20 protein-coding genes are annotated in these 19,949 nt (G+C 66.7%); 11 read left to right on the forward strand and 9 right to left on the reverse strand.

Annotation, left to right across the window (positions count from 1 at the left end; translation table 11 throughout):
* Positions 1-198 precede the first annotated feature (198 nt).
* Entirely contained in the window at positions 199-936 is a 738-nt protein-coding gene (locus JWS13_RS42640) for a GntR family transcriptional regulator (RefSeq protein ID WP_206011092.1), read from the forward strand.
* Positions 937-1,015: 79 nt separating this feature from the next.
* Here JWS13_RS42640 and JWS13_RS42645 read toward each other — a convergent pair whose 3' ends face one another.
* A complete protein-coding gene (locus JWS13_RS42645) occupies positions 1,016-2,320 on the reverse strand; it encodes an MFS transporter (protein ID WP_206011093.1) in 1,305 nt (434 codons plus the stop codon).
* A 445-nt stretch (positions 2,321-2,765) separates the two neighbouring features.
* On the opposite strand from JWS13_RS42645, the gene JWS13_RS42650 reads away from it, so the two are divergent.
* The 8 genes from JWS13_RS42650 (at position 2,766) to JWS13_RS42685 (ending at position 11,432) form a co-directional block, all read left to right on the forward strand.
* Positions 2,766-3,989, forward strand: coding sequence for an MmgE/PrpD family protein (locus tag JWS13_RS42650; protein WP_206011094.1), 1,224 nt, complete (start codon positions 2,766-2,768; stop codon positions 3,987-3,989).
* A 138-nt stretch (positions 3,990-4,127) separates the two neighbouring features.
* On the forward strand, positions 4,128-5,054 hold the full coding sequence (locus JWS13_RS42655) for a cyclase family protein (RefSeq protein WP_206011095.1): 927 nt from the start codon (positions 4,128-4,130) through the stop codon (positions 5,052-5,054).
* A 44-nt stretch (positions 5,055-5,098) separates the two neighbouring features.
* Entirely contained in the window at positions 5,099-6,631 is a 1,533-nt protein-coding gene (locus tag JWS13_RS42660) for a long-chain-fatty-acid--CoA ligase (RefSeq protein WP_206011096.1), read from the forward strand.
* 114 nt (positions 6,632-6,745) lie between these two features.
* Entirely contained in the window at positions 6,746-7,984 is a 1,239-nt protein-coding gene (locus JWS13_RS42665) for an ABC transporter substrate-binding protein (RefSeq protein ID WP_206011097.1), read from the forward strand.
* On the forward strand, positions 7,981-8,766 hold the full coding sequence (locus tag JWS13_RS42670; RefSeq protein WP_206011098.1) for an ABC transporter ATP-binding protein: 786 nt from the start codon (positions 7,981-7,983) through the stop codon (positions 8,764-8,766). The genes JWS13_RS42665 and JWS13_RS42670 overlap by 4 nt, the downstream gene beginning before the upstream one ends.
* Positions 8,763-9,470 carry an ABC transporter ATP-binding protein gene (locus tag JWS13_RS42675; protein ID WP_206011099.1) on the forward strand — a complete coding sequence of 236 codons (708 nt, stop codon included), beginning with the start codon at positions 8,763-8,765 and terminating at the stop codon, positions 9,468-9,470. The genes JWS13_RS42670 and JWS13_RS42675 overlap by 4 nt, the downstream gene beginning before the upstream one ends.
* Before the next feature lie 16 nt (positions 9,471-9,486).
* The gene (locus JWS13_RS42680; RefSeq protein ID WP_206011100.1) at positions 9,487-10,371 is read left to right on the forward strand and encodes a branched-chain amino acid ABC transporter permease; all 885 of its coding nucleotides are present in this window, start codon (positions 9,487-9,489) and stop codon (positions 10,369-10,371) included.
* Complete coding sequence (locus tag JWS13_RS42685) at positions 10,368-11,432, forward strand: branched-chain amino acid ABC transporter permease (RefSeq protein WP_206011101.1); 1,065 nt, start codon at positions 10,368-10,370, stop codon at positions 11,430-11,432. The genes JWS13_RS42680 and JWS13_RS42685 overlap by 4 nt, the downstream gene beginning before the upstream one ends.
* 72 nt (positions 11,433-11,504) lie before the next feature.
* Here the strand turns inward: JWS13_RS42685 and JWS13_RS42690 are convergent, their stop codons facing one another.
* The 6 genes from JWS13_RS42690 to JWS13_RS42715 all read right to left on the reverse strand — a co-directional run bounded on the left by JWS13_RS42690 (position 11,505) and on the right by JWS13_RS42715 (position 17,490).
* Positions 11,505-12,878, reverse strand: a complete 1,374-nt coding sequence (locus JWS13_RS42690; RefSeq protein WP_338050732.1) for a phosphotransferase family protein — start codon at positions 12,876-12,878, stop codon at positions 11,505-11,507.
* On the reverse strand, positions 12,869-14,053 hold the full coding sequence (locus tag JWS13_RS42695; protein WP_206011102.1) for an acyl-CoA dehydrogenase family protein: 1,185 nt from the start codon (positions 14,051-14,053) through the stop codon (positions 12,869-12,871). Before JWS13_RS42695 ends, JWS13_RS42690 begins: the two co-directional genes overlap by 10 nt.
* Position 14,054: 1 nt before the next feature.
* On the reverse strand, positions 14,055-14,441 hold the full coding sequence (locus JWS13_RS42700) for a nuclear transport factor 2 family protein (protein WP_206011103.1): 387 nt from the start codon (positions 14,439-14,441) through the stop codon (positions 14,055-14,057).
* Positions 14,442-14,518: 77 nt separating this feature from the next.
* Positions 14,519-15,442 carry a hydroxymethylglutaryl-CoA lyase gene (locus tag JWS13_RS42705; protein WP_206011104.1) on the reverse strand — a complete coding sequence of 308 codons (924 nt, stop codon included), beginning with the start codon at positions 15,440-15,442 and terminating at the stop codon, positions 14,519-14,521.
* Positions 15,439-16,704 (reverse strand): CaiB/BaiF CoA transferase family protein, encoded by a 1,266-nt coding sequence (locus JWS13_RS42710; RefSeq protein ID WP_206011105.1) that lies wholly within the window; start codon positions 16,702-16,704, stop codon positions 15,439-15,441. The genes JWS13_RS42705 and JWS13_RS42710 overlap by 4 nt, the downstream gene beginning before the upstream one ends.
* Before the next feature lie 150 nt (positions 16,705-16,854).
* A complete protein-coding gene (locus tag JWS13_RS42715) occupies positions 16,855-17,490 on the reverse strand; it encodes a TetR/AcrR family transcriptional regulator (RefSeq protein WP_206011106.1) in 636 nt (211 codons plus the stop codon).
* 86 nt (positions 17,491-17,576) lie between these two features.
* Between JWS13_RS42715 and JWS13_RS42720 the strand changes: the two genes are divergently transcribed.
* Positions 17,577-18,143, forward strand: a complete 567-nt coding sequence (locus JWS13_RS42720; RefSeq protein WP_206011107.1) for a VOC family protein — start codon at positions 17,577-17,579, stop codon at positions 18,141-18,143.
* 25 nt (positions 18,144-18,168) lie between these two features.
* Complete coding sequence (locus tag JWS13_RS42725; protein ID WP_206011108.1) at positions 18,169-18,807, forward strand: carboxymuconolactone decarboxylase family protein; 639 nt, start codon at positions 18,169-18,171, stop codon at positions 18,805-18,807.
* Positions 18,808-18,846: 39 nt separating this feature from the next.
* Here JWS13_RS42725 and JWS13_RS42730 read toward each other — a convergent pair whose 3' ends face one another.
* On the reverse strand, positions 18,847-19,605 hold the full coding sequence (locus tag JWS13_RS42730; protein WP_206011109.1) for an SDR family oxidoreductase: 759 nt from the start codon (positions 19,603-19,605) through the stop codon (positions 18,847-18,849).
* A 76-nt stretch (positions 19,606-19,681) separates the two neighbouring features.
* Positions 19,682-19,813: a hypothetical protein gene (locus JWS13_RS46055; RefSeq protein ID WP_259375286.1), complete on the reverse strand. Its 132-nt coding sequence runs from the start codon at positions 19,811-19,813 to the stop codon at positions 19,682-19,684.
* Positions 19,814-19,949 lie beyond the last annotated feature (136 nt).

Consider the following 19,949-nt stretch of genomic DNA (forward strand, 5'->3'; position numbering starts at 1 on the left):
AAGAATGCCGTACTGACGCCCAGTTGGTCAACCCCCGCCTTCTAGGTAAGCTGCATTTGTGTGCCGTTGACTGGCATGATGTGCCGATTCTATCTACCATGATGTCCGGACGATCCCAATGGATCGGCGTGCGACGGACAGCGCGTCGCGTGCACTGGGCGACGCCGAAGGGCGACGGGAATGGATCGATGTGGGCTCATGGATGACCCTGGCTACGAAACAGCGCCCGCGCATCGGCGGTTGTCGAACGCGCTGCGCGAGCAGATCGCCGCGGGTCACTTCAGGGACGGCCGTCGACTTCCCACCGAGTTCGAGCTTGCCGAAGGGTACGGACTGAGTCGGCAGACGGTGCGGCGAGCATTCCACGATCTCGTCGCGGAAGGTCTTGTCTATCGTGTTCCGGGAAAGGGGACGTTCGTCTCCGAGCAGGGGACTTCGCGCCTCCGACGGCTGGGGGCGATCGAAGACCTGACCAACCTTCCCTCCGATACCACTACGGAAATCGTTGCACCTCTGCGACGTAGGGCCGATATCGAAGCCGCAGGCCGTTTACGCCTCGACAGCGACTTCGTTTCCACCCTGGCGTATGTACGGCGCGACGCGGGCACCGTGTTCGCGATGACGATTGTCCATCTGCCGGATCTTGGGGTGCACCTCCCGAGCGAAGCTGAATCGGAGCTCGGCACGATCGGGGTACGCACGATCATCGGTGTTCTCGAACCCCACCTCGTGACTCCCGTCGTCGAACTCGTGCAGTCGATCACGGTGGCTACGGCGCCCGAGGAGATCGCCCAGCACCTGGGCTGCCCCATCGGTCATGGGCTGTTGCGCGCCGATCGCTTGTATCTCGACTCCGATGACCGGGCAGTCGAGCTGGCGATTACCTACTTCTTGCCGGAGCGCTACACCTACCGGACGACACTGGACAGATGGTAGGCGAGTCGGCTCGCCCCTTCTCGGGTCCCGAGGCGGACCCGAGAAGGGGCGAATCAAAATTGGCGGCGGCGAATGTCGATCAGGATTCTTCTCCCGAAATATCGCTGCGGAACGTCTCCGGTACGGATATGGCGCCCAGAAGCGTGATGACCGCAGTGGCCACGATGTACCACGGAAAATACTGGGAGTAACCGGCATTGGCCAGGCTTGTCGCCACGAGCGGCACCGTTCCGCCGAAGATTGCCACCGAGAGTGAGTAGGGAAAGCCCAGACCGCTCACTCGTACGTGCGGTGGGAAGTTTTCGACCATCACGGCAGACGTGATCGAAGTGCAGAAGCTCAACAACAGGAGCCCGACGAGCTGAATGAATATCAGCACCCCGAAGTTCGAACTCGTGATCGACAGCAGAAAGGGGGTCGCAATCACCGTGCCGATGCCGAATGCGTACATGCATGGTTTACGCCCGTATCTATCGGAGATCAACCCGGCTACCGGCTGCGCGATTGTGTAGAGAACGAGCGTGACGATGCCGACCGTCATCGCGGTGGTGGCCGAGGCGCCGTTCTGGATCTGGAAATATGTAGTCAGGTACGTGGCCCAAAAGTATTGTCCAACTCCCATTCCGGTTGCGATTGCAAACACGATGAGGGACTGTTTGGGGTAACGCTGCAGTGCATTGAGTGGATTGCGATCAACCGGTGACGTGCCTTCGTCGGAGACGGCAGTTTCGAGTGTTTCCTGCGTTCCGCGGCGGATGTACCAGGCGACGAGGGCGGCAAGGGCGCCGACGGCGAAGGGGATTCGCCAACCGTAATCGCGCATCGCATCTTCACCGATCAGTGCGACGAACGAAGTGATGAAAGCCAGACATGTCAGTTTCCCTATGCCCGACGCGACGAACATGAAACTCGAGTAGAAGCCACGCCGCCCGGCGGGGGCGGATTCGACGATGAAGGCACCCGCGGTCGTGTACTCGCCGCCGGCGGACAAGCCCTGCAAAATGCGGGCAACGGTGAGAATTATGGGCGCGGCAACTCCGATCTGGCTGTATGCGGGACAGACGGCGACCAGCAGGCTGCCACCGGCCATGAGGCTGATCGTGAGACTCAAGGCACGGCGACGGCCGTACCGATCTGCGAACTGTCCGATGAAGAGTCCCGCGAGTGGACGTGCGAGGAACCCGACGGCGAAAACACCGAAGGCGCTCAAGAGCGGTACCAGTCCCGAGGACTCGGAGGAGGGGAAGAACGAAGACGCGAAGTAGACCGCGAGGTACGAGTACGCGAGGAAATCGAAAAACTCGACCGAGTGCCCGATGGTACCGGCGATCAGTTGTCGTCGCGGGTTCAAGATGGCCGATTTATCGGATGTTTCCATTTTCATGTGCGAAGTGTCTTTCTGCGAATGGTGTTGCTCGTGGTTCATTTGGATCTCGATTGCAGATCGCTCGATGAATGTCCTTTCGGCGCGAGTTCGATGTGCCGACCACCGGCCTCGCGGACTTCGGCAGGGGCGTTACTTCGGCGAGTGGGGTCCGAGCGCGTAGCGGAGTGACATCGAGTGTGCCGTTGAACGGCACGTTGTGTCGCCTGAAGTATCGTGCCTTGGATCACACAGTGTCAAGGTCGGTGCGCCAGGTTCGCTGGGGTGGAGAGTGCTGATCGACAGTCGAAATATGTTGCCAATCATCAAAACTGACCTGCGGTCGATCCGGCGGTGAATGCTCGGTGCTCGGGAATGAGTTCTTGTCGCGTGTGCCGTTGAGCGATATGGTGTGCCGAATTGATTCAGGGCGCAAGGGGTGCTCTGGTGGGAAAAGGAGTGGGCCATGGCGGTTGCGCCGCACGAATCAGCCAAAGTCAGCGCGCACGATCTCGCGCAATGGGCGTCCGGTATCGAGCCGGGGTCCGCAGATCTCGAACTCGGTCGGCGTGCTCTCGTCGATACTGTTGCGGTGACCATTGCCGCACTGGATGATCCGGTGGCTGCGTGGACGGACGGTTTGCCGGCTGCCCTTCGGTGGGCGTCGGTCGGACATGTGCTCGATTTCGACGATCTGCACATTCCTTCCACGACACACATCAGTGTGGTCTGCGTGCCCGCCACGTTGGCGGCGGGCGGCGGCTGCCGGGAGTATCTGGCGGCAGCGGGTGTGATGGCGCGTCTCGGTACAGCGCTCGGTTGGAACCACTACACACAGGGATGGCACACCACCGCGACGGTCGGTGCCATCTCGGCGGCTGTCGCGGCAGGACTGTCGCTCGGGCTCGATTCGGACCGTATTGCAACTGCGATGGCGCATGCCGTCCCCGGGGCGGGTGGCGTCCGTCAAGCCTTCGGCACCGCGGGTAAGCCGATACAGGTCGGCTTTGCTGCCCAGGCCGGTGTGCGTGCGGCGAGGCTCGCCGCCGCCGGAGCGACTGCCGACCCCCGGGCCGTCGGCGAATGGTTTCGGCTGGTCGGCGGGCGGAGCATCCCGCAGATCGAAGGTCCTATCGTTCCGGATGGTCTCGGGCTGAAGCTTCACCCGTGTTGCTACGCGCTTCAACGTCCGATCGGGGCGATCCGGTCGCTCGGCAGGCTACCGGTTGACGGCATCGACCGCATACGTCTGCGCACTCCACACAGCGCTGTTCTTCCATTGATTCACGACTATCCGGCTTCGGGCCTGGAGGGCAAGTTCTCGCTGAACTACGGTATCGCCGCCGCGTTGCTGGACGGATTCCCCGGCATCGACAGCTTCACCGACGCTGCCGTGCGCCGACGGGAAGTTCGGAGCATTCTCGACCGTGTCAGCCTGGTGGCTGAGCCCGTAGGGGAGGGGGTGCTCGATGGAGACTGTGCGGTAGTCGTCGAACTCGCCGACGGATCACATCTCGAGGCCGTGGTCGCGGTTCCTGAGGGGCATCCGCGCAGGCCCGCGTCCGCCGCGGATTTCGAAGCCAAGGTTCGAGGGTGCGTCGGCGACGGACGAGCCGGCGAGGTTCTGGAACTGGACTGGACCTCGGCAGCGGCACTATTGCAACGTCACCTGCCGGGCGGAGTCGACTGAGGACCGCTCGTCATCCCGCGAGCGCCTCTTCCGACCTCTCGCATGCCCGGTATTGACACCGGGGGTGCCGCGGGTCACAATTCACAAAGTTGACATGACTGTCACGTCATACTTTGTTCGATTGCCCGAGGAGGCAGGATGACGACGTCCATATCCGACATGCGAGAACTGGGCCGGCGGTTGAGCAACTGGGGTCGTTGGGGTGCCGACGACGAGCGTGGAACCACGAATCTCATCACGCCCGAGCGTGTGGCAGCTGCCGCTGCGCTGATTCGGACCGGCACGATCTTCGAACTGGGCATTCCGCTCGACGGGGACGGGCCCCAGCCGGGAGGCAATCGGATCAACCCGATCAGGCTGATGGCCGAGAACGGCCAGGAGCAGGTGCTTCCCGGCGGCTTCAAATGGGCCGACGACTACGTCTTCATGCCGCTGCAGGCGGGCTCGCAGTACGACTCCCTGTCCCATGTGCACTACGACGATCAGTTGTACAACGGTCATCCGGGTACGGGGGTCACCGTCAAGGGCGCCGACAAGTGCGGGATCCACACTCAGGCGAAGGGGATCGCCGGTCGCGGCGTGCTGCTCGACGTAGCAAGGGCGCGCGGTGTGGAGTGGCTCGAGGCCGGGACGGCGATCACTCCGGACGAACTCGACGCCGTCGCTGCCGCGCAGAACGTCGAGGTGGGCCCGGGAGACATCGTGCTGATCCGCACCGGTTGGCGCGCAAAGTTTCTCGCCGACCACGACCCGGCGGGGTTCATGGCCGGTGAGCCGGGGTTGAGTCTGTCGTGTGCCACGTGGCTGCGGGAGCGCGACGTCGCGGTGGTGGGCTCGGACAACTGGGCGGTCGAGGTGATGCCCGGCGAGAATCCGGGGGCGTTGTTCGAGCTTCACATGGTGTTGATCCGCGACATGGGCATGACCCTTGCCGAGTTGCTCGACTTCGAGGAGCTGTCCGCCGCCTGCGCCGCCGACGGCGTGTACGACTTCTTCTATGCCGGACCACCGCTCCAGTTCACCCGCGGGGTGGGGTCGCCGATCAACCCGCTCGCGATCCGATGAGCACCGAGTCCACCGCCACCTCATCCGTTCCAAGGAGAAACTGAATGCTGGTCAGCGACATCGTCGAGTACGGCGCGCGCAAGCATCCCGATCGGATCGCACTGCGATTCGAGGACGACGCGGTGACCTACGCCGAGCTGCGTGATCGCAGCCGACGGCTCGCGGGCGCACTGCTCGGTGTCGCCGCGCCGGGGGACCGGGTCGCGATCCTGTCCACCAATTGCACCGAGTACTTCGACTGCTACTACGGTGTGCCGATGGCCGGGATGGCCCTGACCATCCTCAACTTCCGGCTGCATCCCGACCAAATCGCGGCGTTGATCGAGCATTCCGGTGCCACCGTGCTGATCGTGGCCGAAGAGTTCGCCGGCGCAATCGAGCAGATCCGCGGTTCGATCCCGTCGGTGCACACGGTCGTCTCGATCGGGGCCGCCCCGGGGACCGTCGGCTGGGACGATTTCGTGGGCGTCGGACCCGCGCAGGCACCGTCGGTGCGGCCGGCGCCGGACGACGTCGCGTGGCTGGTCTACACGTCCGGCACGACCGGCACGCCGAAGGGCGTGATGATCAGCCACCGCAACCTGGTCAGCGGGATCACGTCCTCGGCGCTGCAGTGGGCTCTGCCGGAGGACACGGTGTTCCTGTTCTGTTTCCCGCTGTGCCATGTCGGCGGGTACGTGACGTTGCTCAACCATCTGATGGGGAGCACCGTCGGCATCGTCCGCGCCTACGACAACGCGACGTTCCTGCGTCTGGTGGAGCAATGGCAGGTCACGCAGACCGGGCTGGCACCCACGATGATCAACTTCCTGCTCCAGGATCCCGCCCTTGCCGACCACGATCTCAGTACCCTGCAGGCGATCGGGTACGGATCGTCGGCGATCCCGGCGCAAGTGCTGCGGCAGGGACTCGAACGTCTCCGCTGCGACTTCTATCAGGGCATGGGAATGACGGAACTCGCAGGCAACGTGCTCCACCTCGACTACGACGCGCATCGGCGCGCCGCCCGTGGTGAGAGCGAATTGCTGGCGGCCGCAGGCAAACCCATGCGCCTGGTCGACATCCGCATCGTCGACGATGCCATGCGCGACGTGCCCACCGGTCAGGTGGGGGAGATGGTGGTTCGCGGCGACCAGGTGATGACCGGCTACTGGCAGGATCCGGACGCGACCGCGGCCGCGTTCACCGACGGCTGGTTCCACACCGGCGACCTGGTCCGACGCGACGAGGAGGGCTTCGTCTACATCGTCGACCGGAAGAAGGACCTGATCATCAGCGGCGGCGAGAACGTCGCCTCGCTGTCCGTCGAGCAAGCCCTCTACCGTCACCCCGCGGTCGCCGAGGCCGCGGCGATCGGCGTCGAGGACGACACCTGGGGCGAACTGGTCTGTGCGGTCGTCGTTCTCCGTGACGGCGTTACCGCAACCGCGGACGACATCATCACCTCCTGCCGGGAACAGCTCGGCGGATTCCAGGTGCCCCGCCGGGTCGAGTTCGTCGACACCCTGCCTCGGAACGTCACCGGGAAGATCCTCAAACGCGATCTACGCGAACGGTTCTCCCGCACCACGGTCTAGTCCCACACACCGCGCAGGGCGGCGACGATTCTCGTCGCCGCCCGTCGCGCGCTGCCGAAAACAAGCCAGCTGGAACGTCTTCCGTCCCTGTGCCTTCCCCTCAACGGAGCAACCATGAAACGTACCCTCGCCGCGGGCCTGACCGCCCTGTGCGCCGCCGCGGCCCTGACCGCATGTTCTGGCCGAGGTGACACCGCGACCGCCGCAGGTGGCTGTGACCCCGGCATCACCGACACCGAGATCCATTTCGGCACCAGCCTGGTCCAGTCGATCGCCGGACCCCAAGCGACCGCGGCATCCGCCCTGTTCGATGAGATCAACGCCGCCGGCGGCGTCGCGATGGGCGATGGCAAGTCCCGCAAGATCGTCTACACCGCACTCGACGACGGATACGATCCGGCGCGCACGGTCGGCAACGTCCGATCGCTGGTCGAACAGCAACAGGTCTTCGCGATCCAGAACCTGATCGGCACCGCCTCGACCCTCGCGGTCGTCGACTACCTCACCCAGAAGAACGTCCCGCTGGTGTTCCCCATGACCGGCACCGACGAACTGCTCACCACCCTCGACGAACGGCCCGTGGTCGCCGGCGCGGTGAACCCGCAGACCGGCTGGGAGGTCGCGGAGCGGGCGAAACAGATCCTCCGCGACCACCCGCAAGGCAAGGTCGCCGTGTTGTACTCGAACGACAGTCTGGGCAACGGCAGTCTCGACGCCCTGAAGTCCGCCCTCGACGGCAGCGGCACACAGATCGTCGCCGAGCAGTCGTACGAACAGACCACACCGTCCGTGGACTCGCAGGTGGTCAACCTCGCGAGCTCCGGAGCCGACGTGTTCGTCAACTTCGCCACTGCCGGCTTCGTGACGCAGTCTCTGAAGAAGGCCCACGAGTTGAGCTGGAAGCCGGAGACGTACATCTACTCCGGCGCCACCGACACCAACTTCGTCCTCGCACCGGCGGGCCTCGACGCCGCCGAGGGCGTGCACTCGTTCTACTGGATCTACGACGTCAGCAGCACCGACCACGACCAGGTGCCGGGGGTGCAGGAATGGCGCGCATTCGCCGGTCGGCACGCCGGTGCGTTCAAGTCCTCCGACACCATCGCCGCGACCGGCCACAACACGGCTCAGCTGCTGGTCGCCGCACTCGAACAGATGAAGGGATGCACCCGCGCCGATCTGCTCGATTCTGTCCGGAATCTGCACGCGGTCACCACCGACCTGTCCATCGACGGCGTCACGTTCGACACGAGCGCGGACTACCCGTACGCGATCACGTCGATGGCACCGATGACGTTCCGCGACGGCAGCTGGCACTACGACGCTGTGGTGACGCGCAGCGCCGACCGATGACCGCCCGGCCACCGGAGGTGCCGACGCTGAAGGTCAGCGACGTCCGGTTGCGGTTCGGAGGAGTCGTCGCCCTCGACGGACCGTCGTTCACGATCGAGCCCGGACAGATCGTCGGGCTGATCGGCCCGAACGGCGCCGGGAAGACCACCCTGTTCAACTGCATCAGCAGACTCTACGAACCGGATTCGGGCCAGATCACGTTCGGCGGCACCGACCTGCTCGCTCTGTCGGCGGACGGGGTCGCCGACGCCGGGATCGCGCGCACCTTCCAGAACATCGGCTTGTTCCCGACGATCTCGGTGCTCGACAACATCCTCACCGGGGCCTACTCGCGCACCCGGGCGGGTTTCCTCGCCACCGCGCTCGGACTTCTGCGCACCCGCAGGGAGGAGGCACGCGAACGGGACGAGGCCTGGGCTCTGCTCGAGTCGATGAATCTCGCGCACGTCGGCCGCGAACCGGCAGGCAACCTGCCCTACGGCACCCTCAAACGGGTCGAGCTCGCACGGGCACTGATGCAACGACCTCGCCTGCTGATGCTCGACGAACCGGCGAACGGACTGATCCACGAGGAGGTCCTCGAACTCGCCGACACGGTCCGCCGGTTGCGCGACGAGCGAGGATTCTCGGTGCTGCTCGTTGAGCACCACATGGCCATGGTGATGTCGATCTCGGACCGGGTGGTGGTGCTGAACTTCGGTCAGAAGGTCACCGAAGGCGAACCGGCAGAGGTTGCTGCCCACCCCGAGGTCATCGAGGCGTACCTGGGCGGTGCGGCATGAATCTGCTCACCGTCGAAAATCTGCATGCAAGATACGGCCACGCGGAAGTGCTGCACGGCATCGACTTCCGGGTACCGGCGGGGGAGGTGACCGTGGTACTCGGCGCGAACGGCGCAGGCAAGACCACCATCCTCCGGTCGATCTGCCAGATGGTCCGCACCAGCGGGTGCATCAGGCTCGACGGCCGCGACATCACCGGCATGCGTACCGACCGGATCGCCCGGCTCGGTGTGGCCCATGTTCCGCAGGGCCGCGGCACCTTCGGCACCCTGACAGTGGAGGAGAACCTTCGCGTCGGGGGATTCACGACGTCGGCCGCGATCACCGACCGGGCCGTCGAGCACTGGTACGACTTCTTCCCGCGATTGCGCGAGCGACGCAACCAGCAGGCGGGCGGGCTCAGCGGCGGTGAACAGCAGATGCTCGCGATCGCCCGCGCGCTGGTGGCCGGGCCGCGTCTGCTGCTGCTCGACGAGCCGTCCCTCGGCCTGGCCCCGCGCATCACGCAGGAGGTTTTCCGTGCGCTCGGCCGGATCAGCCAGGAGACCGAGACCACGATCCTCGTGGTCGAACAGAACGCGCACCTCGCCCTCGAGATCGGCACGTCCGCGGTCCTCGTGGACGCGGGTCGAGTCGTCGCCCAACGCCCCGCCGCCGGATTGGCGCACGACGAGTCGGTGCGACGCGCCTACCTCGGCTACTGAGCACAGGAGAGTGGTCATGGATGTATTTCTCCAACAACTGGTGGACGGGCTCATGTGGGGCGCCCTGTACGGCGCGTTCGCGCTGAGCATCGTCCTGGTCTACCGCGCATCGGGAATCGTCAACTTCGCGCAGGGCGAGATGGCGATGTTCTCGGCGTTCTTCGCCTGGCAGTTCCACGCATGGGGTGCGCCGCTGTACCTTGCCGTTCTCGGCGCGATGGCGGTCGCCTTCGTCGGGGGAGCCGCCACCGAACGGGTACTGATCCGGCCGCTGGCATCGTCCCCGAACCACATGCCGCTGGTCATCATCACCCTCGGCCTGATGCTGGTGCTCAACAGCGCCGCCGGCTGGATCTGGGGCGTGCAGAGCAAGGAGTTCCCGGCGATCGTGTCCGGGCCGGTGCTCACGCTCGGTCCTGTCGCGGTTTCCCAGCAGTCGCTGGTCATCGTCGCCGCCGTCGTCGTGGTCGCGGCGCTGCTGTTCGTCCTGTTCCAGCGAACGAAGGTCGGTCTGGCGATGCGGGCGGCGGCAGACAACCCGGACTCGGCGCAACTGATCGGTGTGCCCGTCGGCCGGATGCTCATGATCGGCTGGGGCCTCGCCGCGACCATCGGAGCCCTTGCCGCCTCCCTCGCGGCGCCGCAGCTGTTCCTGCAACCGAACATGCTCGTCGCCTCGCTGATTTACTCGTTCGCCGCCGCGGTCCTCGGCGGCCTCGACAGTCCGGTCGGTGCACTCGTCGGTGGGTTGTGCGTGGGTGTCGCGGAAAACCTTGCCGGCACCTACATTTCCTGGATCGGCCACGACTTCAAACAGGCCGTGGCGTTGGCCCTGATCCTCGGTGTGTTGCTTCTCAAACCCGAGGGTCTGTTCGGTGCACGGAAGGTGGCCCGAGTATGAGAATCGTCGAACTACTTCGCCGTCCCCGAGCCGAACTCGACCCACCACGGTGGCTGGCGAGAGCGACGGTCGCGGTGGTGATCCTCGTGACGGCGGTGGCGCCGTTGGTGTCGGCGCCGTACGTCAACTTCGACCGATCCATGGTGCTGGTGTACGTGGTGGTCGGGCTGGGACTGAACCTGCTGACCGGCAACACCGGTCAGATCTCTCTCGGCCACGGCTTCTTCTTCGCCGTCGGTGCGTACCTCAGCGCCGTGCTGGTCGAGAATCACGACGTCCCGTACCTGCTGCTCCTTCCGGTCGCGTTCGCGGTCTGCTTCGTGATCGGGTACCTGTTCGGCCTGCCCGCCCTGCGCCTGCACGGACTCCAGTTGGCGCTCGCCACCCTGGGGCTGGCACTGGTGACCCCGGCGGTGATCAAACGGTTCGAGCACGTCACCGACGGGCAGGCGGGAATCAACATCGCCGGCGCCGAGCCACCGGCATTCAGTGGGCTCGAACGCGACCAGTGGGTGTACTACCTGTGCCTGGTGGTGGCGCTGATCGCCTTCTTCGTGGTGCGGCGACTCTCCACCGGCCGGATCGGCCGATCACTGATCGCGATCCGGGACTACGAGGCCGTCGCCACCACGCTCGGCGTCGGGGCCACCCGCACGAAGACGACGGTGTTCGCGCTCAGCGCGGCCTTCGCCGGTGTCGGCGGCGTGCTCTACAGCTTCGTCGTGCAGTACGTCGGCCCCGAGGCATTCGGACTCCCGCTGGCGATCGCGTTCATCACCATGATCGTCATCGGTGGCCTCGGCACTGTCCCCGGTGTGGTGTTCGGGGCGTTCTTCGTGCAGTACGTGCCGCAGTGGACGGCGGAGATCAACCAGTCGGCGGCGGGCATCACGTACGGTGCGGCGTTGATCGTCTTCATCTTCGTGATCCCGTACGGGCTGATCAGTGTGATCCGGTGGGTGTTGGCGCCGCTGGTGAACAAGATCCCCGGCACTCGCCGCCACAGGGCTTTTGCGTCTTCGGCCGACGAGGATCCGCGGGAGCCGGTCGTCTCCCACTGACGAACTGTAGGAGCCCGAAAACGGGAAGTGCCCGGCGGACGAATCCGCCGGGCACTTCCCCGCTTTTCGCAGCTACCGGTTCAGGTGCCGCGGGTTGGCCACCCGCAGGCGGGCCAGAACGGCGATCGAGATCGCCCGGCGTACGCCGTCGTCGAGGTAGTCGAGCGTCCCCTCGCGAATCCGTGCGGCAAGCTCGGCCTCGGACGTGCATCCGAGCGCACCGAGGGCGCCGTCGAGCAGGGAATCGGCGCCGTTCCCGGCTTCGAGTTCGCGCCCGGCGGTGCGCAACAGGTTGACGCAGATCCGCAGGAGATACCGCTCCCGCTCGTGCGTTCCGTCGAGGGCCGGTCCGAGGTCGTCGGTCAAGGTGCCGGCCACGAGGTCGAGGATCTCCGCGACGCTGGGCCGGTCGTGCACGGTGTGCCCGGGTGGCGCCGGCGGGGGAGCGGGCGCGTCGTCGGCGAGCAGTCCGAGGACGTCGAGCAGGTCGTACTCGGATTCACAGACCCGGCGTCCGATGGCCGCCAACTCGAGGGACCGCTCGGCCCCGCCGAGGTGACGTTCGGCCTGAAACCTGCTCAGCACCAACCATCTCAAAGTTCCGAATGTTTCCCACCAGTGCAGTTCGGACAACGACGGTCTCGTCCCGGTGGCCTTCTCGTAGCCGTCCAGGAGCTGGTCGCGGGCGCCGATCCCGGCCACCGGCGCGGCCGCGCCGAACCGCCACGCCCGCACGCACAGCCAGCCGAGGTCCTCGACGGGATCACCGAGGTGGGCGAGTTCCCAATCGAGCACCCCGCGGATGCCGGTTCCGTCGACGAGAAGGTTGCCGATCCGGAAGTCGCCGTGTACCAACGCCTGCGGTCGCGAGAGTGGACGGTGGTCGCGCAACCATCGCAGACCCACCTCGACCGCGGGCCGGGGGTCGCCGAGGTCGCGGTAGATGGCCTCGAGCGCGTCCACCGGGTCGGTGGTGTCGAGCACGGCGAGAGAGTCCAGGGGAGTCCGGTGGATCAGGCCGAGGACGTAACCCATGTCCTCGGCGAGACGGCTGCGCACCTCGTCGAAGGCCGGGTCCCGCTGCAGTTTCCGGGGGAGCGATTCGCCCTCCACCTTGTTCATGATCAGATACGGGGCGTCGATGCCGGGCGCGGTGTCCCCGGAAGCGAGGACGGTGGGCACCGGGACGCCCGCGGCGGCGGTGGCCCGCAGGCACGCCACCTCCGCGCGCATCCGGGCCGCGTCGCCGTGTCCGGGCGGGTCGCGGCGCAGTACGACGGGCCGGGGTTGCCCGTCCGGGCCGTCGGCGTCGACGGCCCACACCTGCCTGCTGGCGCCACCGGTCAGCTGCCGGGGTTCCCCGACCGTGGCATCGGTGCCGTAGGCGGCGGTCAGGACGGCGCGGATGCCGTCCGCGAGGGCTACGGGAGCGTCGGTCATCGCCATGGGGCGGCCTCGGGATCGCGCAGCAACCGGCGAGCGGTCGACATGCGGTGTACCTCGTCGGGACCGTCGTAGATGCGGGCGTACCGCGCCTGCCGGTACATCCGCTCGAGTGGGGTATCGGCGGTCAGGCCGAGCGCCCCGTGAATCTGGATGGCCCGGTCCACGACGTCGTGGAGCATGCGGGCGCCCCAGAACTTCACCAGCCCGATGCGCACCCGGGCGTCCTCCCCGGCGTCCATCGCGCGGGCGGCATCGAGAGTCATGAGCCGGGCGGCGTGGATCTGGGCGGCGGATTCGGCGATGTAGCGGTGCACTTCACCCTTCTCCGCGAGCAGCGAGCCGTGGGTGTAGCGGGTGTTCGCGCGCGCACACATCAACTCGTATGCGCGCTGAGCCTGCCCGAGCCACCGCATGCAATGGAATATCCGGCCGGGGCCGAGCCGGTCCTGAGCCACCGCGAAACCCCTGCCGCGTTCGCCGAGGAGATTGGCGGCGGGGACCCGCACGTCGGTGAGCCGGACCTCGTAGTGATCACTCGGGTCGTGTCCCATCGTCGGGATCGACCGGACGATCTCGAATCCGTGGGTGTCCGTCGGCACGATGATCGCGCTGATGCGTTCGTGCCGCGGGGCGGTGTCGGGCTCGGTCCGCGCGAAGACCGAGCAGTAGCCGGCGTCCTTCACTCCGGTAGTGAACCATTTGTGTCCGTTGATGATCCAGGTGTCGCCGTCGAGTTCGGCGCGTGTCTCGATGAGGGTGGGATCGGATCCCGCCGCGTCCGGTTCGGTCAACCCGACGGACGGGAGGAAGTCCCCGGCGACCAGCGGGGGAATCCACCGCTGCCGCTGCTCGGGAGTGCCGTGTTTGTGCAGCATCAGGGTGTCCTGCATGGACACCGAGCCGACGGCCAACTGGCCGAACTCCGAGCGTCCGATGATCTCGTTGAGATGGACGAAGTCGAGGAACGGGACACCCCCACCGCCGAGTTCGGCGGGATGGCCGAGCGCCCACAGGCCGCGTTCCTTGGCTCGCTCACGCAATTCGGCGATAGCCTCGTGTGCGGGGCCCTCCTCGTTCACCAGAGTGGGTTCGGCGGGGATGACGGCGTCGTCGATGAACGAGCGCATCCGCGCGCACAGTTCGGGAAGCGGGACGGCGGAACGGGTTCCGGTCATGTCAGTTCTCTCGTCGCCGGTCGGCCTGCGCGCGCAGGGGCAGGGTGGCGGCGGAGTCGACGTACTCGTCGATGCGGGTGATCCGGCCGTCGTCGACGCGGACGAACAGGCACGCCGGCACCTCCAGCGGTCCGTGGCCGGGCAGCGTGGCGCGCAGGACGTGCTGCTGGGCGAAGCCGTCCGGCAACTCGTGGCGGCGGATGTCCTCGTAGCGCAGGTCCTCGAGAGTGCGCGAGAGCCAGCGCAGCACCCTCAGGTTCTCGGTGACCGTCTGTTCGCGTCCGTCGTCGTTGTGCCAGATCCGCGCGTCCGGTGCGTACAGCGCGGTCAGTGTCCTCTCGTCGCCGTCACCGACGGCGGCGAAGAAGCGATCAGCCAGGTCGTTCATGCGAAAATCCGTCTCTTCCGTGTGGTGCTGCCTGCGGCGCGGCGGAGTGTCTCGTCGCGGTGTCGGCAGCGAGGTGGTCAATTGCGGGCGGTGCCGGAGGGAACCGGTCGGCCCCCGGCCGCGAGCAGTCTGCCTGCGAGGGATCTGCCGAGCAGGCGCTCGGCCAGTCGAGCGGCGTCGAGTTCCCTGTCGATGTCGATGCCGGTCGCGATGCCGCCGTCCTCGAACATGTAGACCAGTTCCTCGGTGGCGATGTTGCCGCTCGCGCCCGGCGCGAAGGGGCACCCACCGAGCCCGCCGACGGAGGCGTCGAACTGGCGGATGCCCGAGGCGTATGCCGCCCACGCGTTCGCCAGCCCCTGGCCGCGGGTGTCGTGCAGGTGCAGGCCGAGGTCCACGCCGGGGGCCGCGGCGCGCACCCGGGTGAGTACATCGGTGGTGCGCACCGGCGTCGCCGTGCCGATGGTGTCGGCGACGGACAGCGCATCCGCACCCGAAAGAACCGCACGCCGCGCGATGTCGGCCACGCGGTCCGGTGGGGTGGGCCCGTCGAACGGGCAGTCGAAGGCGATGGCGACGATCACTTCGAGTGTGCCGCCCGCCTGGTGAATCAGTTCGGCAATGGGGGTGATCAGCGCGATCGACTCCTCGCTGCTGCGACCGACGTTGGCCCGGCTGTGCCCGTCGGACGCGGAGACGACGTATTCGAGGTGGGTCAGGCCTGCCGCGAGTGCTCGCTTGACGCCGCCGAGTCCGGCAACCAGCGCCGAGAACGTGACGTGTGGCCAGCGGCCGAGTTGGGCGGCGACGGCCTCGGCGTCGGCCAGCGCCGGGACGGCCCGCGGGGAGACGAAGGACGTGGCCTCGATGCGCCGGACACCGGTCGCGGCGAGCGCGTCGATCAGATCCAGCTTGGCGGCAGTGGGAATGGGCTTCTCGATCTGCAGTCCATCGCGGGGCCCGACTTCCCGGATGTCGACCTCGGGTGGAATCGCGGTCACGAGATCGTGCCCTGATCGCGCAATGCGGCGAGCCGGTCGGCGTCGTAGCCGAGGATTTCGGTGAGCACCTCGTCGGTGTGGGTGCCCGGACGGCTGGGCCCGCCCCACCGGACCCCGCCCGCGGTCTCGCTGAGTTTCGGGATCACTCCGACTCCCTTCACCGGCTCCGGATCGAATCCGGTGTCGCCGGGCCCGAGGGAGGGGTCGACATGGTCGACGAAGATTTCGCGGGCGTTGAACTGGGGATCGGCCATCACCTCGGCGACCGTGTTTACCGGGCCCGTGACCACCTCGAACTTGGTCAGCAGTTCGATCAGCTCCGCAGCGGGGAAGCCGGCCGCCCACTCGGCTATCAGGGTGTCGAGCTCGTCCTGGTGATCCCCGCGCGCGGTGTGGGTGGCGTAGCGCGGATCGGTGGCGAGGTCGGGACGGCCCATCGCAGCGGACAGACGCGCGAACAGTGTGTCCTGGTTGGCCGCGATGATCACCCACAGCCCGTCCTGCGTCCGATACAGATTGGACGGTGCGACGCGGTCGAGGCGGGTGCCGGAGGGTTGCCGGACGTGGCCGGTCTTGTGGTAGTCGGGAACGGTGGACTCCTGGATGGCGAGTGCGGCCTCGGTGAGCGCGGCGTCGACGATCTGTCCCCGTCCGGTGCGTTCGCGCGCGATCAGCGCGGCGAGGACACCCTGGAAGGCGAACATGCCGGCGAGGCTGTCGCCGAGCGAGAGTGCGATTCGCGGGGGCGCCTGGCCGGGAAATCCGTTGAGGTGCCGCAAGCCGCTGATGCCCTCGGCCACCGACGCGTATCCGGGTCGCGCGGCGTACGGACCGGTCTGGCCGTATCCGGAGACCCGGGCCAGGACCAGTCGCGGGGAGATCTTCCGGAGGACGTCGTAGCCGACGCCCCAGCGTTCGAGGGTTCCGGGCCGGAAGCTCTCGACGACGACATCGGCCGTGGCGACGAGGTCGAGGAAGATCCGCCGGCCGGCTTCGGTGCGCAGGTCGAGGTTCACGCATCGCTTGTTGCGGGCGTGCACGGACCAGAAGTATTGGTGCCCGCCCTCGGCCTGGCCCCAGTCCCGTAGGGGGTCGGGCCGATCGGGGGCTTCGATCTTGATGACGTCGGCGCCCATGTCACCGAGGAGACGCCCGCAGTACGGGCCTGCGATCAGGGTGCCCAGTTCGAGTACCCGCAGGCCGTCGAGCGCTCCCTGCGGTGTGTCGGTGGTAGCGGACGCGAACGGCGAATGCGTTGTCATTGTGCGTGCCTTCGGAGAGATCGGAACAACGGCCGAGCCGACGAGATCGATCGATCGGTCGGCCGCTGTTCAGTCGATGGTGGGGTGTGCAGGAAGCGCACCGTCGGGATCGTGGCCCGGCACTGTTCTCGGTGGGGGAGCGTGCAGCGCTCAGTTCCGGTCGAGACCGAGTGCGCCCAGGCACATCTGGTCGAGGGTGTCGAGCAGGGCCGCCTCGTCGGCGTCGTCACCCTGGATCAACCACAGGTACAGGGTGTGGTCGACCATGGCGGCCATCGCGCGGGCCGCCAGCACCGGGTCGAGAGTGGCGGTGACCAGTCCGTCCTGCTGCCAGCGTGCGATGGCGCGGGAGGTCCGGTCGATCAACTGGCGGCGGTGTTCGTGACGGAGCTCGCGGAATTCGTCGTTGAACGTCGCGACCTGTTCGACGATCGCCATCAGCGGGGCGTTCCGGCGGTAGGACTGGTAGTACGAGCGGTTCGACGCGACCAGTTTCTCCGCCGGAGACAGGTCGCCGTCGGTCGGCTCCCGGCGGTGCATGTCCTCGAACAATCGTGTGCTCAGCTCCCGGAACACTTCTTCCTTCGACTCGAAGTAGCGGTAGAAGGTGCCGTAGGAGACGTTCGCCTCCTGGGCGATGTGTTCGACCCTTGTGTCGGGGAATCCGACCGTCTCGAACACCTTCCGGGCGGCGTCGAGCAGCGCGTCGCGTGTCTTACGGCCACGCGCGGTGAGGGTGTCGACCGTGGCCGGCGTGGACGAGGTATTGACAGATGACTTGCTCACGGACAAACTCTCCCAATAGATGACATGACTGTCAAGTCATTTTTGTTCGCTTCTCGCGACGACTTCACCACATCGGAAGGACCGCCATGAGCAATCCGAACTCCAAGTACGAACTTCGGGGTATCAACCACCTTGCGCTGGTGTGCTCGGACATGCAACGCACCATCGATTTCTACTCGGGCGTCCTGGGCATGCCCCTGATCAAGACCATCGAGCTGCCGGGGGATCTGGGCCAGCATTTCTTCTTCGACTGCGGCAACGGCAACACCATCGCCTTCTTCTGGCTGGCCGATTCTCCCGAAGCCGCGCCCGGTCTCGCCGCCCCCAAGGGGCTCCCCGACGAGGGGGAACTCGCGAGTGCGGTCGGGTCGATGAATCACGTCGCGTTCGCGGTGCCGCCGGAACAGTTCGACGAGTACTACACCCGCATGCAGGCCGAGGGAATCAAGGTCAGTCGGGTCCTCAACCACGACGACAGTTCCGCCGGTGTGTCCCGGCACGTGCACCCGGGCACCTTCGTGCGCTCGTTCTACTTCCAGGACCCGGACGGCGTCCTGCTCGAATTCGCCTGCTGGACGAGAACGTTCACCGAAGCCGACGTCTCGCACGAACCGAAGACCGCCGCCGACCGGCGCGTACCCACCGCATCCTGACCGCTACCGCCCGAAAGGAACAGCCGTGCCCCGTCTCCGTGAGGTACCCCGCGCCGAAGTCACCGACGAGAAGATCCTGTTCTTCTACGACCGACTGTTCGGACCCGACAAGGATCCCGCCGTCGATCACGGCACCATCCACGCCACCCCCGGCGACTGGTGGACCGTGTTCGCCCAATCGCCGGACGTGTTCCGGCACGCCGTCCGCGGATTCTCGCTCTACCGCAACGTCACCCTGGACCCCCTGTTGCGTGAACTGGGGCAGGCCAGGGCCGGGTACGCACGCGGAAGCCAGTTCGTTTTCTCCCAGCACTGCAAGCAGATGCGCTCCCTCGGGGCACCGGAGGAAAAGATCGCGGCCCTTCCGCACTGGCAGGTCAGCGACTGCTTCTCCGCACTCGAGCGGGCGGTCCTCGCCTACACCGACGGCCTCGTTTACGACGGCGGCCGGGTGCCGGACGAGGTGTTCGCGGTCCTGAAAGCCCACCTGACGGATCCCGAAATTCTGCAGCTGACCTACATCACCACCCTCTACGACATGCACGCGACCATGTGCCGGGCCCTGCGCCTCGAATTCGACGACCGGCCGGAGTTGATCGCCGAGGTCGAGATTCCCGCCGGCGTCGAGGTTCGTGACCTTTCGGCCGACCTGTCCGGAGAATGACAGGTCCCGCACATCAGTGCGTCTGTCGTCGTGCGGTCGTCAGAAGACGAACTGCTGTCCGCCGTCGATGTCGTACGTCGCGCCGGTGAGCGCCGTGTTGCTCATGATGTGGACGGCGAGTGCTGCGACGTCGGCGGGGCCGACGACCCGGCCGATCGGAAGCTTCGCTCGCAACTCGTTCCGCCGTTCGTCGAGCCGGTCGCCGAGCAGAGATGCCGACAGCGGGGTGTCGACGAAGCCCGCGGCGATGAGGTTGACGCGAATCGGCGCGAGCTCGAGAGCGAGGGCCGCCGTGAACGGGGGCAGTGCGGCCGTGGCGGCGGAGACGATCCCCAGGCCGTGACCGATGCGCCGGCCGCCGGTGCCGCCCATGAACACCAGCGCGCCCCCGGGCCGCATCGTGTTCGCCGCATTGCGCGCGACCTCGAGCCCCAGCACTATGTGGTCGCTGAGCTGTCGGCGCACCTCGTCCGAGTCCATCTCGAGCAGGGGAGCGTAACGCGGGCCGCCGGCCGTCACCAGCACATGGTCGACCGGTGTCGGCAGGTCCTCGAAGAACGTCCGCAGCGCGGCCGGGTCGTTGGCGTCGAACGCTGCGGTGCGCTGCGTGCCGACGTCTGCCGCTGCGGCCTCGAGCCGGTCGGGATTGCGCCCGGTGAGGATGACGTCGGCACCCTCCATCCGGGCGCGTCGCGCCGTCTCGAGCCCGATGCCTGCGCTGCCGCCGATGAGGACCACGGTCTGTCCCGCCAGCTCCGGTTCACGCTGCATGGCGACTGGTGTGGTTTCGCTGGTCACGATTTCTCCGATCGGTCTACGGAAATGCTTCTACAGTCGTCGTGGCCGGGCAAGGGTGGGTTGTCGCTTGTTTCGGTCAAGCCGCTGCTGCGGATGGTGTTCGGTCGTAGGTCTTGTTCTCGACGATGGCGTAGGTGATGTCGGATCGGCGTCGGGCGAGGCAGATGAGGGCTGCGAGCCGCGTCATCGAACCCGGCGCGCGGTCCATTCGCGAGTCCACTGAGCCCAATCCGGTGCCGAGTTCGCGCCGGCCAGGACGAGCCCGGCGCCGACTAGAATGTGGTTATACGGATGCCTTCGCTGCATCGGGCGAGGGTGGTCCGCGGCGGCGGGGCTGCTCGTGA

The organism is Rhodococcus pseudokoreensis (assembly GCF_017068395.1).
In the GTDB taxonomy this organism is placed as follows: domain Bacteria; phylum Actinomycetota; class Actinomycetes; order Mycobacteriales; family Mycobacteriaceae; genus Rhodococcus_F; species Rhodococcus_F pseudokoreensis.

Coding starts and splice junctions, on each gene's coding strand:
- JWS13_RS42665 (WP_206011097.1), top strand. CDS start 6,746: ATGAAACGTACCCTCGCCGCGGGCCTGACCGCCCTGTGCGCCGCCGCG.
- JWS13_RS42655 (WP_206011095.1), top strand. CDS start 4,128: ATGACGACGTCCATATCCGACATGCGAGAACTGGGCCGGCGGTTGAGC.
- JWS13_RS42690 (WP_338050732.1), bottom strand. CDS start 12,878: ATGGCGATGACCGACGCTCCCGTAGCCCTCGCGGACGGCATCCGCGCC.
- JWS13_RS42640 (WP_206011092.1), top strand. CDS start 199: ATGGATGACCCTGGCTACGAAACAGCGCCCGCGCATCGGCGGTTGTCG.
- JWS13_RS42685 (WP_206011101.1), top strand. CDS start 10,368: ATGAGAATCGTCGAACTACTTCGCCGTCCCCGAGCCGAACTCGACCCA.
- JWS13_RS42695 (WP_206011102.1), bottom strand. CDS start 14,053: ATGACCGGAACCCGTTCCGCCGTCCCGCTTCCCGAACTGTGCGCGCGG.
- JWS13_RS42680 (WP_206011100.1), top strand. CDS start 9,487: ATGGATGTATTTCTCCAACAACTGGTGGACGGGCTCATGTGGGGCGCC.
- JWS13_RS42710 (WP_206011105.1), bottom strand. CDS start 16,704: ATGACAACGCATTCGCCGTTCGCGTCCGCTACCACCGACACACCGCAG.
- JWS13_RS42700 (WP_206011103.1), bottom strand. CDS start 14,441: ATGAACGACCTGGCTGATCGCTTCTTCGCCGCCGTCGGTGACGGCGAC.
- JWS13_RS42660 (WP_206011096.1), top strand. CDS start 5,099: ATGCTGGTCAGCGACATCGTCGAGTACGGCGCGCGCAAGCATCCCGAT.
- JWS13_RS42720 (WP_206011107.1), top strand. CDS start 17,577: ATGAGCAATCCGAACTCCAAGTACGAACTTCGGGGTATCAACCACCTT.
- JWS13_RS46055 (WP_259375286.1), bottom strand. CDS start 19,813: ATGGACCGCGCGCCGGGTTCGATGACGCGGCTCGCAGCCCTCATCTGC.
- JWS13_RS42675 (WP_206011099.1), top strand. CDS start 8,763: ATGAATCTGCTCACCGTCGAAAATCTGCATGCAAGATACGGCCACGCG.
- JWS13_RS42650 (WP_206011094.1), top strand. CDS start 2,766: ATGGCGGTTGCGCCGCACGAATCAGCCAAAGTCAGCGCGCACGATCTC.
- JWS13_RS42645 (WP_206011093.1), bottom strand. CDS start 2,320: ATGAAAATGGAAACATCCGATAAATCGGCCATCTTGAACCCGCGACGA.
- JWS13_RS42670 (WP_206011098.1), top strand. CDS start 7,981: ATGACCGCCCGGCCACCGGAGGTGCCGACGCTGAAGGTCAGCGACGTC.